The following is a 17,237-nucleotide window of genomic DNA, read 5'->3' as shown; positions in this document are numbered from 1 at the left end:
TGTTGTATAAAACTATAAGGTATGAAAAGATTGATTGCTGTTGCTGCCACATTGCTGGTATTGCAAAACACTATTGCACAACAACCTGCCACTCCCGATAAAATTTATGGACAGCTTTTTACTGATGTACAGTCGGCAAAGATATTTCCCGATGGAAAAACATTTGTGGATTGCACGCCTAAAAGAAAAGTGATGGATATCATGTACGACTATGGTTTGGCGAAGGGCCCCAATTTTGATCTGAAAAAATTTGTAGAAGATAATTTTAATTTACCTGCTGCACCGCCTGCATTCAATTATATTATGAAAGAACCGGAAGCGGCGAATCATATCAAAAACCTGTGGGGCAATTTAAAAAGAGAAGCAGATAAGAATATAGATGGCTCCTCTTTATTGCCATTGCCCAATGCTTATATTGTTCCGGGTGGAAGATTCAGGGAGATCTATTACTGGGACAGTTATTTTACCATGCTGGGTTTAAAAGAAAGTGGGGAGACGGTAATGATCGAGAACATGATCAAAAATTTTGCATACCTGGTAGATAAATATGGACATATACCCAATGGTAACCGCACCTATTATTTAAGCAGGAGCCAGCCGCCATTTTTTAGTTTGATGGTGGATTTGCTGGCGGGCATTAAAGGCAATGCGGTATACAGCACTTATTTACCCCAACTGGAAAAAGAATATAATTACTGGATGGATAAAACTGCTGCTACACAGCACGTGGTAAAAATGCCGGATGGCAGCATACTCAACCGTTATTACGACCGGGATGATGTGCCACGACAGGAGAGTTATCAAAAAGATGTGGAAGTAATAGAAAAAGTGGTGGAAGAGTTAGCGATGCGAATAAGAATGTCATCACCCGAAGCATTGAAGAAAGTGCTGGATGATAAAAGATCGGCCATGTCAAGACATTTACGTTCCGGCGCCGAAAGCGGTTGGGATTTCAGCAGCCGATGGTTTGCTGATGAACAAACAATGGCCACTATTCAAACAACAGATATTGTACCTGTAGACCTGAATTGTTTGTTGTATAATTTAGAAATGGTGATCGCAAAAGCCAAAACACTGAACAAGGATAAAACAGGCAGCAAAGATTTTACTGCTAAAGCAACCAAAAGAAAAGCGGCTATCTTAAAATATTGCTGGAATGCAAAAGCAAATTTTTTCTGCGATTATAATATTGCAATAAAAACGATCAACAACAATATTACTGCTGCCGGATTCTTTCCGCTGTTTATAAAAATTGCATCAGCTGCACAGGCAAAAGCGGTTACTGCCACAGGAGCAAAATACCTGTTTAAACCCGGCGGCGTTGTTACCACTACCAATAACACCGGCCAGCAATGGGATGCACCCAATGGCTGGGCGCCCTTGCAATGGGTCACCATCAGCGGATTGAATAATTACAATCAAACCGTGTGGGCCAAAGAACTGGCGAAACGCTGGATAGCCTTAAACGACAGGGTATACGCAGCTACGGGTAAGATGATGGAAAAATACAACGTGGAAGATATGACCAAGGAAGCCGGTGGCGGCGAATATCCCTCGCAGGATGGTTTTGGGTGGTCGAATGGTGTTTACCTCGCCCTGAAAGCGTATATTGCAAAGTAATTCACACCGCCCTTGCTTATTGTAATCACGATCACCATATAGCTGTATGGTGATTTTTTTTGTACTACAAGAACTGGATAGTATGATCCTTACTTATTATCCACCACAAACGTTTGCAGATTTTTAAGCCAGTTGTTTTAGGTATATTTAGCATAACGATTCAAAACCGCTGCTAATGAACCTTTCCAAGCCACACCTGAGCTTTTGGCAAATCATCCATATGAATGTAGGCTTCTTCGGCATTCAGTACAGTTTTGGTTTGCAGCAAAGCGCTGTTAATCCCATCTACGATTTTTTAGGAGCAAAACCCGATGAAATTCCCTGGTTGAATCTTGCAGGACCGCTAACCGGTTTACTGATACAACCAGTGATCGGCGCTTTAAGCGATAAAACATGGATACCTAAGATAGGAAGAAGAAAGCCTTACTTTTTTATAGGAGCGATGGTATGCAGTATTGCATTATTTCTTTTTCCCTTCAGCAGTTCGTTGTGGATGGCGGCTGGATTATTATGGTTGCTGGATGCAGGTAATAATACTGCCATGGAACCATACCGTGCTTTTATTGCCGATAAACTGGATGCATCGCAACAGCCCACCGGTTTCCAGGCGCAAAGTTTTTTTACCGGTTTTGGGCAAACACTGGCCAATGTATCGCTCTATATTTTCCCCATGATATTTATCGGCACTACAGGAAAATTACCTACCTGGGTGTTTGCATCATTTATCCTTGGAGCTTTCTGTTCTATAGGAAGTGTATGGTGGAGTTCCCGTACCACAGCCGAGATACCACCTACGGAAGAAGAGTTGAAAAAAATGAAAGCAGAACCACTGAATATTTTATCTCCCTTCATCGATATTGCCAAAGCCATCCGGTACATGCCAAAAGTAATGTGGCAACTGGCGCTGGTATATTTGTTTCAATGGTATGCACTGTTTTGCTATTGGCAAAATTCATCTAAAAGTGTGGCGCTCTCTGTATATAACACCACACCGCAACAAAATAAAGAACTGTACGAAAAAGCCGTGGGCTGGACGGGGCTTGTAAATGGCTGGTACAATGTTGTAACTTTTTTGTGTGCCTTTGCGTTAGTATGGTTTGCAAAAAAATATTCGGCAAAGCTGGTACATTTCAGTTGCCTGGTGCTGGCAGGCATTGGATTTTTAACTTTTCCGCATATTGAGAACAAGTGGTTATTTTTTCCTGCCATCACCGGTTTTGGTATTGGCTGGGCCAGCATGATGGGCATTCCATATTTAATGGTGGTGAGCCAGATACCTAAAGAACGTTATGGCGTGTATATGGGTATCATCAATATGATGATCGTGATACCGATGTTTATTCAAACCACCAGTTTTGGTTTTATTTTGAAAAATTTTTTACACAACGATCCAAGAAATGCCATTTCATTTGCAGGTGCTTTCTTATTAATTGCGGCATTGTTAACTTTATTAATTAAAACCACAAAACCAACAGGTGAGATAATATTACCGGCGGGTGGAGGCCATTAAAAGTCATCAGAATTTTGATACAAAACGAAAAAAATATAACTAACAATCTAAACTCCCCGGAATTTATCCCGCCAAAGGCGGGAGGGGATAGTGGCAAAATACTTTGCATCGGCGAAGCCTTGATCGATCTTATTTGCACAGATAAAGGCAGTTCATTAAGTGATGGTAATAATTTTTTAAAAAAGGCCGGGGGTGCACCCACCAATGTTGCAGCCGCTATAGCAGCATTGGGTGGCAATGTGGAACTGGCGGCAAAAGTGGGTACAGATCCCTTTGGTAAACACCTGGCAGAAGTGATGAACGAATTTGGTGTAAGCACCAAATGGATGCTGCAGGACGAAGAACATTTTACCACATTTGCATTTGTATCATTGATGGAAAACGGGGAGCGTGATTTTTATTTTAACCGCGGTGCAGATGGACAACTGAGCAGGCAGGAAGTGGAAGCCATCAACCTGGAAGAATTTTCTATCGTTCATTTTGGTTCGGCAACAGGTTTTTTACCCGGACCATTGCAGGCCGCTTACCAGGGACTTTTGCAAAAAGCATTACAAAGCAATATACTCATCAGTTTCGATCCTAATTACCGTCATTTATTATTTAAAGGCAATACACAAAGCTTCATCGATCAGTCGTGGAACTTTTTGAACTGCTGCCATTTTTTTAAACTGAGCGATGAAGAAGCATTACTGATAACAGGCGCCGCCACTTTAACGGATGCTGTAGCCATGCTGCAGGAAAAAACCACTGCAGTATTTGCCGTTACATTGGGTAAAGAAGGCACGCTGCTGGCTTGCAATGCTGATACCTCGATAGTACCTAGCATAGCGGTAAACCCAGTAGATACTACCGGTGCCGGCGATGCATTTGTTGGCGCAGTATTGTACCAGCTGAGCGATAAAACATTGCCGCAAATAAAAGCAATGTCGGCACAGCATTGGAAAGAAGTAGTTGCCAATGCCAATAAAGCCGGCGCCAGGACCTGCGAGTATATGGGCGCCATGGAAGCATTTAAACATTTAAACAACAGCATTTTTAAATAACCAATTAACCAATCAACTAATTAACTAATAAACTTGTACAACCCCGGATTACATAAAAAGATCAATGCAGCGCTGCTGAAAATGAAGATCGATATCGGCGGCAATGATGGCATGTTTTACACCCGTTTCATAGCTAATGCAACGGCCCTTCATTTTTTGTATAACGAATTATATAAGGATCATGCGGCAGCAGATAAAATATTCGATCAGCTGATCAATACCATTGCAAAGGCATACAGCAAACGTTCGGCACAATTAAAAGAACGCGATGAAAAAAAAGAACAAAAGGGCAACTGGTATTTAAGCAATGATATTGCAGGTATGAGTTTATACGTGGATCGTTTTTGCGGCAACCTAAAAAGCCTTACCGGTAAACTGGATTATTTTAAAGAGCTCGGTGTAAATTTTTTACACCTGATGCCGGTAATGCAAAGCCCCGAAGGAGAAAGTGATGGCGGTTATGCAGTTTCCGATTTCAGGAGCGTGGACGAACGCTTTGGTACCATGAAAGACCTGAAAGCGCTGCAGCAAAAAATGAACGACGAAGAAATGTACCTGATGCTGGATATTGTACTCAATCATACATCGCACCGGCACGAATGGGCGCAAAAAGCAAAGGAAGGTGAAAAAAAATACCAGGATTATTTTTACATGTACGATGACAGGACGATACCGGATACATTTGATAAAACCATGCCGGATATCTTTCCCGAATCTGCACCCGGCAATTTTACTTATGTAAAAGAATGCAATAAATGGGTGATGACGGTCTTTCATAATTATCAATGGGATCTTAATTACAGCAATCCATCCGTACTGATCGAAATGCTGGATACCATTTTCTTTTATGCCAACCTGGGTGTGGATGTATTGCGAATTGACGCACCCGCCTTTATCTGGAAACAGCAGGGCACCACCTGCCAGAACCTGCCACAGGCGCATACCATATTGCGTTTGATAAAACAGGCCGTACAGGTGGCAACGCCGGGTATGGCATTGCTGGGCGAAGCCATTGTGGCACCCAAAGAGATCATGAAATATTTTGGCACCGGGTTGTATACCGCAAGGGAATGTGATTTTGCTTACAATGCCACACACATGGCATTGCAATGGGATGCACTGGCCACCGGCGATACAAGGGTAATGCTGGCTGCACAACACGAGATACTGCAAAAGCCTTTCGGCACTTCCTGGATCACCTATACCCGCTGCCATGATGATATTGGTTTAGGCTATGATGATTACATGATACAGTATGCGGGGTACAAAGCTTATGAGCATCGAAAATTTTTACAGGAATATTATGCAGGCGTACATCCTTTATCAGTTGCAAGAGGAGCTTTGTTTTCTGTGAATCCAAAAACGCAGGATGCCCGTATCAGCGGATCGCTGGCGTCATTGTGCGGACTGGAAAAAGCAGTGAATGAAAATGATGTGACAGCAATGAACGTTGCGATAAAAAAAATACTGATGATGCAGGCGCATAGCTTTTTTATGGGAGGCGTGCCCATGTTATTTTATGGTGATGAAGAAGGATATACCAACGATTACAGTTATCTCAATGAGCCAGGAAAAAGTTATGATAATCGCTGGATGCACCGCCCTGTGATCGACTGGAAAAAAAATGAACGGAGGAAAGAAGAAGGTACTATTGAACAACGGATTTTTTCGGGTACGCAGAAACTCATCGCACTCCGCAAAAAAATGGAAATGGTAAGTGATCTTAAAAATCTTACCTGGATGCATCCGCACAATATTCATGTGGCCGGTTATTTGCGTACGCACAATGAAAACAAATTGTATTGCATCTGTAATTTCAGCAGCAGCGAATCTTTTTTAACCTGGTTTGCCTTTAAGCAGCACGGCCCCATAGCGGAGCAGTTGTTTGATCACTGGAAAGAGGAATATCATACCGTGCGGGGCGACCATGAATATTTTATACTGGAACCATACGGTTTTTACCTGCTGGAACCGGTTCAATAAAGGCTTTTATAACTGAGGGTGATTGCTCAGTATTTCTCATATGCAGTTAGTTTTGGTAAACGGCCCCTGTTTCTACAGGGGCTTCCTGTTTATTGACAGGATGCTTAACATACCGGCACATGATGGTTAACGCATCGAATAAAGTATTTTTATCACCTGCATATTGTAAATTGTTGTATGAAAAGAAAGTTGTTGATCTTGTTAATGGTGCTGCTATGTATAAAAGCAGGCGCCCAGAAATTATCGCTCTATAATATTCAGTGCGACCACCGCCAGAACCCGGTGGGAATGGACAATAAAGCCCCGGTATTTTCGTGGCAGCTTTATTCCGCTCAGCGGTCTGTGCTGCAGACGGGTTACAGGGTGCTGGTTGCAGATAAGCAGGAATTACTGCAACAGAATACGGGCAATATATGGGATTCCAAAAAGATCAACAGCAGCGCTTCTATACAAACTTTATATAAAGGTTTGCAATTGAAACCTGCCACTACTTATTTCTGGAAAGTACAGGTTTGGGATAATAAAAATAATACGGCGTGGAGCCCTGTTGCAAGTTTTACCACAGGACTGTTCGCCCCGGCAGACTGGAGTAATGCGCAGTGGATCGGGTACGAAGAAATGAATGATACCATGCGTACGGTACCCGGTGTGCATGGTCCTGATATAAAACGTAAGCTGGGTCCGGATAAATTAAAGCAACGCACCGTAGTGCCGTTGTTCAGAAAGTCTTTCACCCTTTCAAAAGATGTTGCCAGCGCTGTGATATTCATCAGCGGGCTTGGCCAATACGAGCTGACATTGAATGGCGAGAAAACAGGTAATGGATTCATGTCTCCCGGCTGGACGGATTATGATAAACGGGTTTTATATAACAGTTTTGATGTAACGGAAGTATTGAAGAAAGGGGAGAACAGTATTGGAGTTATCGTTGGCAATGGCTTTTATAATATCAGCAGGGAAAGATATATCAAACTGGCCATCGCTTATGGAAACCCTAAACTCATTTGTAAATTACAGGTAACTTATAAAGACGGTTCTTCATTAACACTGGTAAGTGATAAGAGCTGGAAAACAACACCCTCTCCAATAACTTTTACAAGTATATATGGCGGGGAGGATTATGATGCCGGCATGGAGCAAGCAGGCTGGGATAACAGGGGATTTAATGATGCAGGCTGGAAACAGGCGGTAACAGTGGCTGCCCCCAAAGGCATGCTGCAGGCAGAGGCAGATAACCCTGTAACGGTGAATGATGTGTTGCGGGTAAAAAAAATAACCAAACCCAAAGACAGTGTATGGGTATATGATTTTGCACAGAACCTTTCGGGTATCGTGGAACTGAAAGTGCAGGGAAAGAAAGGCCAGGTGATAAAGCTTTCCCCTGCGGAATTATTGAATGCTTCGGGCATGGCCAACCAGAACGCCACCGGCCGTCCATATTATTTTTCGTATACGCTTAAGGGTGATACCGTAGAAACCTGGCGCCCCCGTTTCACTTATTACGGCTTCCGGTATGTACAGGTGGAAGGTGCAGCGCCCGATACGGCAGATGCAGCAGCAGGATTGGCAAAGATCATCAGTGTTAATTCATTGCATACGGGTAATTCCTCTTCTTTGAACGGCGAGTTTGAATGTTCCAATAAATTATTCAACAATATTAACAGCCTTATCAAATGGGCAATTAAAAGCAATTTGCAAAGCGTGGTCACCGATTGTCCGCACAGGGAAAAACTGAGCTGGCTGGAACAGGATCATTTAATGGGCGGCTCCATCAATGCCAATTATAATGTATACCGGCTGTATAAAAAACTGGTGTATGATATGATGGATGCACAAACAGCAGAAGGGCTGATACCTGATATAGCGCCTGAATTTGTTTTTTTTGATGATCATGGATTTGGTTTCAGGGATTCACCCGAATGGGGAAGTGCCGCTGTTATTGTGCCTTGGATGCTGTACAAATGGTATGGCGACGAAAAGATACTGCAGGATGCTTACCCGATGATGAAAAAATATGTGGCGTATTTAAAAAGCCGCTCTCAAAAAAATATACTCGATTATGGGTTGGGCGATTGGTACGATTATGGCCCCAAGCCACCCGGTGTTGCACAGCTTACTCCTAAAGCTTTAACCGCTACTGCTATTTATTATTACGATGTACAGCTGTTGTCGCAGATAGCAACCATGCTGCACCAAGCAGAAGATAGCAAACAGTGGCTACAACTGGCGGTAGAAATTAAGAGTGCATTCACCACAACTTTTTTTAATGCCGCAACAAAAGTATTTGCAGGCGGCAGCCAAACGGCAATGGCAATGCCGCTGTGTATGGGGCTGGTGGAAGAAAAAGATAAAGCAGCAGTATTGAAAAATATGGTGGACAGCATCACTGCTTCAGGAAAAAAATTAACAGCAGGTGATATCGGTTTTCATTACCTGGTACAGGCATTGCAGGATAACGGCGCAGCACAACTGATTTACGATATGAATTACAGGGATGATGTGCCTGGCTATGGTTACCAGTTAAAAAAAGGCGCTACTGCATTAACGGAATCATGGCCTGCACTCGCAGAAGTATCCAACAATCATCTGATGCTGGGGCATATCATGCAATGGTTTTACGAAGGGCTTGCAGGCATTCAGCAGGCGACCAATTCATCCGGGTATAAAAATATCGTGATACAACCGCAGTTTGTGGGAGATATTACTTATGTAAAAGCCAATCATCAATCGGTATATGGCAATATCACCACCAGGTGGAGAAAGACAACGGATTTTTTTGAACTGACTGTTGAGATACCGGAAAATACCACGGCTGTTATTTATCTGCCTACGAAAGATGTAAAGAATATTCTTGAGACCGACCGCCCCATTGCAGGTAATGCTGACCTGGTTTTTGCAGGCATTGAAAAAAATAAGGTAAAGTTTAAAGGAGGCTCGGGCAAATATATATTCAGGGTGAAGTCGCCGGTTTATTGATGCTGTGTATCGAAATTGCAATTTCGATGCACATGCACAACCGAAACTTTAGTTTCGGGGAACTATTTCAAAACATACCTGTAATAATTTTTTTGCAGTGTGTTATAGTATGCAATCACTATCATCACTAAAAAAATAATTACAGAGGTCTTTAACTGCCAATGATTAAAGGAATAAAAGGGTAAGTATAAAATAACGGCCAACCGGATATATTCCATATAGAACACCCAACGCTTTTGCTCCATAATGGCGCCACAGTTGATCAACGTTAAAATAGTTACCAGCGAAAAAGCGATCCTTACAGGGATGGACAGGTATTTTTCGAACAATATAAAAAACGAAAGACTTACCAGCAGCAAGATCATTTGCCATACCACGTATTTGTTCAGTGGTTTTTCAATGGCAGTTCTGTTCTGATGGATATTAAAAATATCTTCTGCCTTTTTACGCAACGAAGGATCAACCTTTTCCGGTTTGGAGAAAAGTATTTTAAACTTTGCATTCCATCCTTTCGCGTCTTTAATAGCCAGCCACAATTCAATAAAAAAATGAAAATGCTGCCAAAGAAAACTATAAGTATTCAGCGGTTTGGTCAGGCCATATACAGGCTCTTCTTCTTCCTTTGCAAAAGTGCCGAAGAGTTTATCCCAGATGATCAATACATCGCCATAATTCTTGTCTAAATATTTTTCATTGCTGGCATGGTGCACACGATGATGCGAGGGGGTGACTAAAATATATTCCAGTATGCCCAACTTGCCCACCAACCTTGTATGAATGAAGAAAGGATACAAACCATGCACTAAAAGTATAGCGGTGATCATGCCTGCATTAAATCCTAATAGGGGTAATACCAGCCAGAAACCATGACGGAAGATGGCCTGTAACACAGTAATGCGTGCAGATACCGTTAAGTTATAATCTTCACTTTGATGATGCACAATATGGGCCATCCAGAAAACATTGATCTCGTGCCCCAGGCGATGGTACCAGTACCAGATAAAATCCGTAGCAATGAACAACAGGATCCATACAAATACACCATTACCAATATTAAATAAACCGAATCGTTTCTGCACGGTGTCATACACAAAATAAAACATGCCCGCTACAAAAACATCCGCTAATCTTTCCGCCACACCAATACTGATATTTGCAATAGAATTGTGCAGGTTAAAATATTGCAGCCCTTTCTTTTTTGCAATGGTATATTCCAGCAAAATAAAACCAATGAATAAAGGAATGGCAAAGCCAAGGATGTTTACAGGCATAAGGAATATTTATTTTTCGTTTAGTTTGATCACCAGGCTTTGTGGCTGGCTGGCAATGGTTACTTTATAACTTTCGTAATTCTTGTGGCAAACGATGAGCGTTACCGGTAGCGACATCCAGGTGGTGATAGAGAATTCTCCTTTGCCCGATGTAATGGTTTCCTCTATCCGCGGAACAAAGTAAACCTGCGCACCGCCCAGCGGTATCCCTGTTCTGTTTACTACTTTACCTTCTATGATCATGGGCAACAGTTGCTGAATATTTGAATATGATACGATCATGATCCTTGTTATTTAAAATTAGGCGTTTTTATTTAGTCTACCAAAATTATAGACTAAATAAGAACAACCTTAACATTTCGCTTATTTTAATGGAAAATTAATTCCCCTTCTTAATTAAAATGATCATTCGCCTTTGGAGGCTGCGTACAATTCGTACCAGTCCTGCCTGTCGAGGTCGATAGAGAAAGCATTTACGATATTCCTGATGCGTTGTTCATTGGTAGTGCCGATGATGGGCAATGCACCGAGTTTTAATAACCAGGCTACAGCGGTGGATTCTACATTGGCACCATATTTTTTGCCAATGTCCTGCAGTTTTTGATTGATGCGTATGGCCAGTTTATCTGTACCGGTCTCAATTCTTCCACCTGCAAGAGGTGCCGACACCAGCGGCCGCATATACCTTTGTTTGATATAATCCAGCTGGCCGTTATCCAGTGCGGCAGTATTCAACAGGTTCAATTCAATATGATTGGTAACAATGGGTGTTCTTAAATAAGATGCCAACAGTTGGTGCTGGAATACGGTGAAATTGGCCACACCGATATTTTTTATCTTACCGGAAGCTTTTAATTGCTCCAATGCCAGTGCAGTTTCTTCCAGGTTAGCGATAGGATCGAGGTGATCGAGTAAGAAAATATCGATATAATCAGTTTTTAATTTGCGCAGCGAATTATCGACTGACTGCAGGATATGTTCTTTGGAAGTATTGTAATGCGGAATGCGGATATCAGGATTACCGGGATTGGGAATATTCAAACCGCATTTAGTGAACAGTACAATATCTTCTCTTTTAAAAGACCTTTGCGATAGCACTTTACCAAATACTTCCTCGCTTTTCCAGGAGCCATACACATCAGCATGATCGAAGGTATTGATGCCCAGTTCAAGGCAAAGGTTAACGATCTTTTCCATTGTGGCAGTGGTATTATCTACTTCTGCACTCCATCTCCAGAAACCATAAATGGCTGGAGAAACCTTGGGGCCTGCATCACTCAAATATATCTTTTCCATAAAAACTTTTTTCTGATTATCAATACAGCGGTTGCTGTTTTATTTCACTGTTTTATTTTTTGTCTTACGCAGGTCAACATTATGAAACAAGAAAATTCTTGCACCATTGATACTCTTGTACCGGTTGCCTGCACTCAGCTGTTGAAACACATTCGTATAACCAAACTGCACATTCATTTCGTTATTCAATTGGTATTTGAAGCCTGCAAAAAAACGGTTCTGATCAAAATAATTATTCACCACCTGCTTGCCAAAATTTACATGCGCTTCATCATTCAGGATAAAGGACCATGTTTTAGGCAGGGGCCCGTTTTTACTGAATGGAATTTCGTACCAGATATTGTAGCGCAGTTTCCAGTTAAAACTGTATCCATCCGCCAAAGTAGAATCGTTCAGTATCTTCCTCCGGTATTTTTCTTCCAGCCTTATCCACTGCATCATTCTTTTTTTGCCGTATTTAGTATGCCATTGTACCTGTTGCCAGGGACGATGTTCCGGCTGCGTAATGCCTTTATGATTATCGCCGGGATAAATCGACACATAAGCATAACCTGCTGTAAGCTTGGTGGCATCCGTAACATAATACGTAATGCCTGCTCTTAAAATACTCACAGAGTAGTTATCGAAAAAATTTTCTTTGGTGCGTAAATGGAGATCGGCCCACATACCCCATTTATTACTAAAGCGGGTTTGATTCAGGTAACCCAGCCACACCTGGTTCAGTTTTTCTGTTTGTTTCGTTGTTTGTGCAGAACCATTTGCTGCAAACAGCAGCATAATAATTGTGCCATAAATTACCGCCAACGCCATTCTTTTTTTCATAAAGTAGTTGTCATTTTGGCGCAAGTTATTTATTATAAGATTAAAGCTAGATTAAATTGACGCCCTGGGTGGGATCGAACCACCATCTGTGACTTATGAGATCACGTAGCCTCCAAAGACCAGAGCTGTAAAAAAGGGCATTCCTAAGAATAAGAACGCCGTTTAACGATCGCATGCTATGCTCTAAAAAGATCGCTATCGTTTTAGTTTGAAAATTATTTGTTCAGCAAACCATCCACCGTAATAGCTGCATAATACAATGCACCGATAGTAGGACCGCCTGCGTATTGTATATGCCTGTTGTTTAAAACATTGGTACCACCCAGTTTGATGGTTGATTTAACAGAAGGCAAACGGTAAGTAACCTGCGCATCTATATTGTTGATGGCATCAACCGTACCGGTAACCAACGGGCTTTCCCATAAAAAACTGTCCTGCCATTTCCAAACGATATTAAAGCCCAGGTTTTTTGTAAGGGCCCTGTTACCAAACGAAATATTGGTCGTGTATTTTGGTGTGTTGAAACCGGTTACAAAAAGATCGGGCGTGCTGTTGCCTTTGATATCATTGTAATTAATATTACCTGATATTGTAAAGGTTTTATAAAAATTATAGGTCACACCTAATGAAGAACCGTAAGTAGTGTATTTGTTTTTTGCATTGGTATACACACGATAGCGTTCCTGGCCTTTGCTGGCAGCGTTGCCGCCGCTTGCAGTTGTGGCATCCCTGTTCCGGTCAATCATTGCGATGGTAGCTGCATCAGAGCCTACTGTTTCTCCAATAGGAACATATACCTGCACCTGTCCGAGAAAGCCATCATAAATATTCGCATAAGCATCTACATCAATGAATACTTTGTTGTCAAACAGCACACTTTTATATCCTACTTCGTAAGAGTTGATACCTTCAGGACGGCCATCAGGCAGATTAGCGACCTGTAATAAATTTTTATTATCAAGCGCAGCTGCATCAGAATTGCCTGCTGCTTTTACTGCTGCATTGAATATGGCTACAGATGATTGCGTGTAACTGTTTTCCCTGTAACCCAGTCCTTCGTTGATGATAGGTAAAATACCTACTCTCTTAACACGACCATTGTTTACGTAAGACAATGCTTCAAACAAAGCAGGGAAGCGGTAACCCTGTTGAAAAGTAAACCTGAAGTTGTGCTTTTCATTTACTGTGTATACTGCAGCTATACGTGGAGTGAATTTTGCAGAAAACTCTGGATTGTAATCTCCACGAAGTGAACCCCATAGTTTCAATTTTTCATTGAAGAATGTTTTGGTTACCTGTACAAAGCCGCCGAATTTTTTATAATAAGTATCGCTGCCGAAGCTGCCATCAGCTAACGGTGTGTTTCTTTCCGCAATAGGACGGGAGAAATCGACAAAGTTATTGCCATCAGGTATCAGTGCATAAATGCGTGCATCGCCACCTACCAGCAGGTTAAAATATTTTACTTTGCTGGTAAGGTCCCATTGGCCTTCTACATGATAGAGATTGCTTTTTTGTATCAGCGCAGCACCACCGGTAACAGGCGCATTAGGTATGGTGCTGGATTTAATATCCCAGTTATTGATCTTGATGATAGAATCCTTAACAGTATTGAATCTTGCAGTACCAGGCTCCACACGGCCCAGGTCAGCCTGCTGGCGTGCATAAGCTGTAGCCGCAGCAAGATTGGTGGAAGTTAAACTGCCACCGTTGGCCGAAGCATAATTGGTGAGTGCGGTTTTATATTTTGCAGCCCATGCAGTAGCGCTGCCGCCGGTGTACAGGTCAAGATTATCTGCTAACGGTTTTACATTGTAAGAGTCACCGGTATTTTCGTTGGTGGTGTATGCTTTAATGGTAAAATTCTTGCCTTTTAATTCCACCTGGTGATTCTGAACGATCACGTTATCCAGTTTTACTTTATTACCTCTCTGGAACACCCCATCCATTTTACCAATGCGATATGTATAGGTGATCTGCGTATTCTTATTGAATTTATAGACCAGCGCCGCATCAAATTTTAAATTGTCCACTTTAGGATCTACCAGGTCTTTTTCCCAGTATCCTGTACGCGCCACCGTTAGTGTGCGGTTTGTGTTCCCATCAATGGTCAGGCCTGTGATAGAAACAGTATTGCTGCCTGCCAGTGCATCATCGCCATATTTATTCCAGCCGTCAAAAGCCACATTGTTGCTGCCGTTCAAAGAAGGGTAGGCAGGATTGGCGGTATTCTTTGAATTGGGATTTTGATCTGCCTGTGTATTGGAGATCCAGTCAATGCCCTGTAAATAACTACCGTTTATTTTAAAAGCAAATTTATTATTGAATGCTTTAGCGAAACGGAAGGCGGTTTCAGTTAAAATACTCGGGCTGTGATCTGTTCCATCCACATGGTTCACACCGGTGCGTTGAAACACGCTCAGGCCCTGTGTTGTAAATGGATTTTTTGTAATAAGGTTAGCCATGCCATTGATCGCATTCATGCCATATAATGCAGAAGCGGCACCCGGTGTTACTTCTATGCTTTGTATATCCAGTTCAGTCGGGCCAATAGCATTGCCCAAGGGCACGCCTAAAGTTGCGGCCTGCATATCAATACCATCCACCAGCTGCATAAAGCGGAAATTGTTGGGGATATTGAAACCCCTTGTGTTCGGTACTTTAAAAGTGATGGAAGAAGTGGTAAGCTGTACACCTTTCACATTGCCCAATGCATCGTAAAAAGAAGCAGCGGGTGTTTCTTTCAATGCTTTAAGATCAAGCTTCTCCACACTTACAGGAGATTTTAATATTTTTTCTGATGTACGGCTGGCGGTAACCACTACTTCATTCGCTAAAAATGTTTGAGTGGTCAGTTGTACGGCCAGCTTGGTATTGGTATTCTTTACTTCAATTTCCTGCGGTGCAAAACCTATAGAAGATATTACAATGGTAAAGGGCAGTTTCTGGTTGATCACCAGGGAGAATTTACCAGTGGAATCGCTGGTGGTGCCGATGGAAGTACCTTTTATAGTGATACTTGCAGCAGCCAGTCCTTCATGGTTCTCTCCAACCACTTTGCCGCTCAATAATAAAGCGCCGTTCAGCTGCGCCAGTGCCAGTAAAGGAAATAATGCTAATAGAGATGCTATAATGCGTTTCATGTTGTTGTTTTGATATAGTAGTTGTAAAAAGTCTATTATTTTAGTAGACTAATGGTATAAAAAAATTTAAATTGTCCCGGGACGCATTCGTTCACAACATCGCTGATGAGGAAAAGGGGAGCATAGTAGAAGGCCAGTTTGTTTCATTACTGATTTTGATTTGAGGGCAAAGATAAAGGCTTTTTTATTAGTCCACCAAAATTATAGACTTTTATTTTAAAACTTTTTTTTTGACACACGCAAATGTAAATATGAGGAGATTATTGGGTAATTTTTATCGCAGTATTTAAACGTTGGGCCACATTATCCCAATTAATGATATTGAAAAGGGAGTCAACGAAATCGGGCCGTTTATTTTTGTATTTAAGATAATAGGCATGCTCCCAAACATCAATTACCAATAAAGGAATAGCACCCCATTGTGTAAGTTTTTCATGGTTTTCGCATTGCAAAACAGTGAGGCTGTCGCTATAGGGCTGGTAGGCTAAGATGCCCCAGCCGTTACCATCCACATTTTTAGAAGTTTCGGCAATAAGTGATTTTAATTTATCATAACTGCCAAAATTTTTCTCGATGCGTTTTAATAAATTACCGGAAGGGTCTGTTTTTTTGTTGATCAGATTTGTCCAGAATATGGAATGCAGCACATGGGATGAAAAATGGTAAGATAATTTTTTGGTCCAGTAATCCACCGTTTGCAGATTATTCTCATCCATCGCTTTTTTGATCATCTGCAGATCTGTATTGGCAGCCTTAACGGCACCTCCATGGTGAAAGGTATAGTGCAGGTGCATTGTTTCTGCATCCATGTAGGGCTCCAGGAAATTTTCTGTATAGGGCAGTGGTTGTAATACGTAATTGCCATTGGCATCCACCAGTTTATCAATGTCATTATCCACTAAATTTTTTGAAAAGGCGTTTTGCGTATCTATTAAAGCAGCAGCACCGGCAAGTGCTCCCGCTTTTAAAAATTTTTTCCTGTTCATATAAATAATTTTAAAAGAACACCCACAATCGCAGCAGCAAGAATAATAAATGGTTCCTGGATCTTCTTCATGTAAATTAATAAAAAGATAGCAACAATGGCAATCAAAGCAGTTGAAATATCTGTTATGCTTTTACGGGCAATAACAACAACGGCGCCTGCCAATGCACCCACAACAGCGGCTGTAATGCCATCAACAAATGCCTTTACCGGTTTGTTTTTTGCGATCTTATGAAAGTAAGGAGCAGGAATTACTGTAAATAAATAACAGGGTAGAAAGGTAGCCAATGCGGCAACGCATGCCCCGGGAAAACCTGCAACGAGATAGCCGATAAACCCAACAGTTATTACAACCGGCCCCGGAGTTATCATAGCTACAGCAACTGCATCAATGAATTGCTGCTCTGTTAACCAATGATTTTGTGTTACGACACCGCTGTGCAAAAAGGGGACTATCGCTAAACCGCTTCCAAAAACAAATGCGCCTGCCTTTAAAAAAAACACGGCGATTTTTTCCAGGTTAGAATAATTAAAATCCCAAAAGCCGATCTGGAGCAATACAAGGGAATGAACACGTTTGTTTGAAAA

12 protein-coding genes are annotated in these 17,237 nt (G+C 41.8%); 5 read left to right on the top strand and 7 right to left on the bottom strand.

Annotated features, from left to right (window positions below):
* The first annotated feature begins 21 nt into the window (after positions 1–21).
* The 5 genes from treF to QM738_RS01630 all read left to right on the top strand — a co-directional run bounded on the left by treF (position 22) and on the right by QM738_RS01630 (position 9,132).
* Positions 22–1,620: an alpha,alpha-trehalase TreF gene (treF, locus tag QM738_RS01650; protein ID WP_462274938.1), complete on the top strand. Its 1,599-nt coding sequence runs from the start codon at positions 22–24 to the stop codon at positions 1,618–1,620.
* A 175-nt stretch (positions 1,621–1,795) separates the two neighbouring features.
* On the top strand, positions 1,796–3,130 hold the full coding sequence (locus tag QM738_RS01645; protein WP_462274937.1) for an MFS transporter: 1,335 nt from the start codon (positions 1,796–1,798) through the stop codon (positions 3,128–3,130).
* 14 nt (positions 3,131–3,144) lie between these two features.
* Positions 3,145–4,173 carry a carbohydrate kinase family protein gene (locus QM738_RS01640; protein ID WP_462274936.1) on the top strand — a complete coding sequence of 343 codons (1,029 nt, stop codon included), beginning with the start codon at positions 3,145–3,147 and terminating at the stop codon, positions 4,171–4,173.
* A 33-nt stretch (positions 4,174–4,206) separates the two neighbouring features.
* Positions 4,207–6,156, top strand: coding sequence for an alpha-amylase family glycosyl hydrolase (locus QM738_RS01635; protein ID WP_462274935.1), 1,950 nt, complete (start codon positions 4,207–4,209; stop codon positions 6,154–6,156).
* Between the two features lie 177 nt (positions 6,157–6,333).
* Positions 6,334–9,132 carry a family 78 glycoside hydrolase catalytic domain gene (locus QM738_RS01630; RefSeq protein ID WP_462274934.1) on the top strand — a complete coding sequence of 933 codons (2,799 nt, stop codon included), beginning with the start codon at positions 6,334–6,336 and terminating at the stop codon, positions 9,130–9,132.
* A 62-nt stretch (positions 9,133–9,194) separates the two neighbouring features.
* Here the strand turns inward: QM738_RS01630 and QM738_RS01625 are convergent, their stop codons facing one another.
* The 7 genes from QM738_RS01625 to chrA all read right to left on the bottom strand — a co-directional run.
* A complete protein-coding gene (locus QM738_RS01625) occupies positions 9,195–10,403 on the bottom strand; it encodes a sterol desaturase family protein (RefSeq protein ID WP_462274933.1) in 1,209 nt (402 codons plus the stop codon).
* 9 nt (positions 10,404–10,412) lie between these two features.
* A complete protein-coding gene (locus tag QM738_RS01620) occupies positions 10,413–10,685 on the bottom strand; it encodes a carboxypeptidase-like regulatory domain-containing protein (RefSeq protein WP_462274932.1) in 273 nt (90 codons plus the stop codon).
* A 123-nt stretch (positions 10,686–10,808) separates the two neighbouring features.
* The gene (locus tag QM738_RS01615; RefSeq protein ID WP_462274931.1) at positions 10,809–11,699 is read right to left on the bottom strand and encodes an aldo/keto reductase; all 891 of its coding nucleotides are present in this window, start codon (positions 11,697–11,699) and stop codon (positions 10,809–10,811) included.
* Positions 11,700–11,738: 39 nt separating this feature from the next.
* Positions 11,739–12,521 carry a DUF2490 domain-containing protein gene (locus tag QM738_RS01610; protein ID WP_462274930.1) on the bottom strand — a complete coding sequence of 261 codons (783 nt, stop codon included), beginning with the start codon at positions 12,519–12,521 and terminating at the stop codon, positions 11,739–11,741.
* Positions 12,522–12,736: 215 nt separating this feature from the next.
* Entirely contained in the window at positions 12,737–15,664 is a 2,928-nt protein-coding gene (locus QM738_RS01605; RefSeq protein WP_462274929.1) for a TonB-dependent receptor, read from the bottom strand.
* A gap of 260 nt (positions 15,665–15,924) precedes the next feature.
* Positions 15,925–16,650 (bottom strand): superoxide dismutase, encoded by a 726-nt coding sequence (locus tag QM738_RS01600; RefSeq protein ID WP_462274928.1) that lies wholly within the window; start codon positions 16,648–16,650, stop codon positions 15,925–15,927.
* The coding region (gene chrA / locus QM738_RS01595; protein WP_462274927.1) for a chromate efflux transporter at positions 16,647–17,237 on the bottom strand (591 nt) is incomplete at its 5' end. The genes QM738_RS01600 and chrA, both read right to left, overlap by 4 nt.

Origin of the sequence: Ferruginibacter sp., assembly GCF_049840995.1 — a bacterium.
In the GTDB taxonomy this organism is placed as follows: domain Bacteria; phylum Bacteroidota; class Bacteroidia; order Chitinophagales; family Chitinophagaceae; genus Ferruginibacter.
This window is presented reverse-complemented; position numbering and strand designations above follow the sequence as displayed.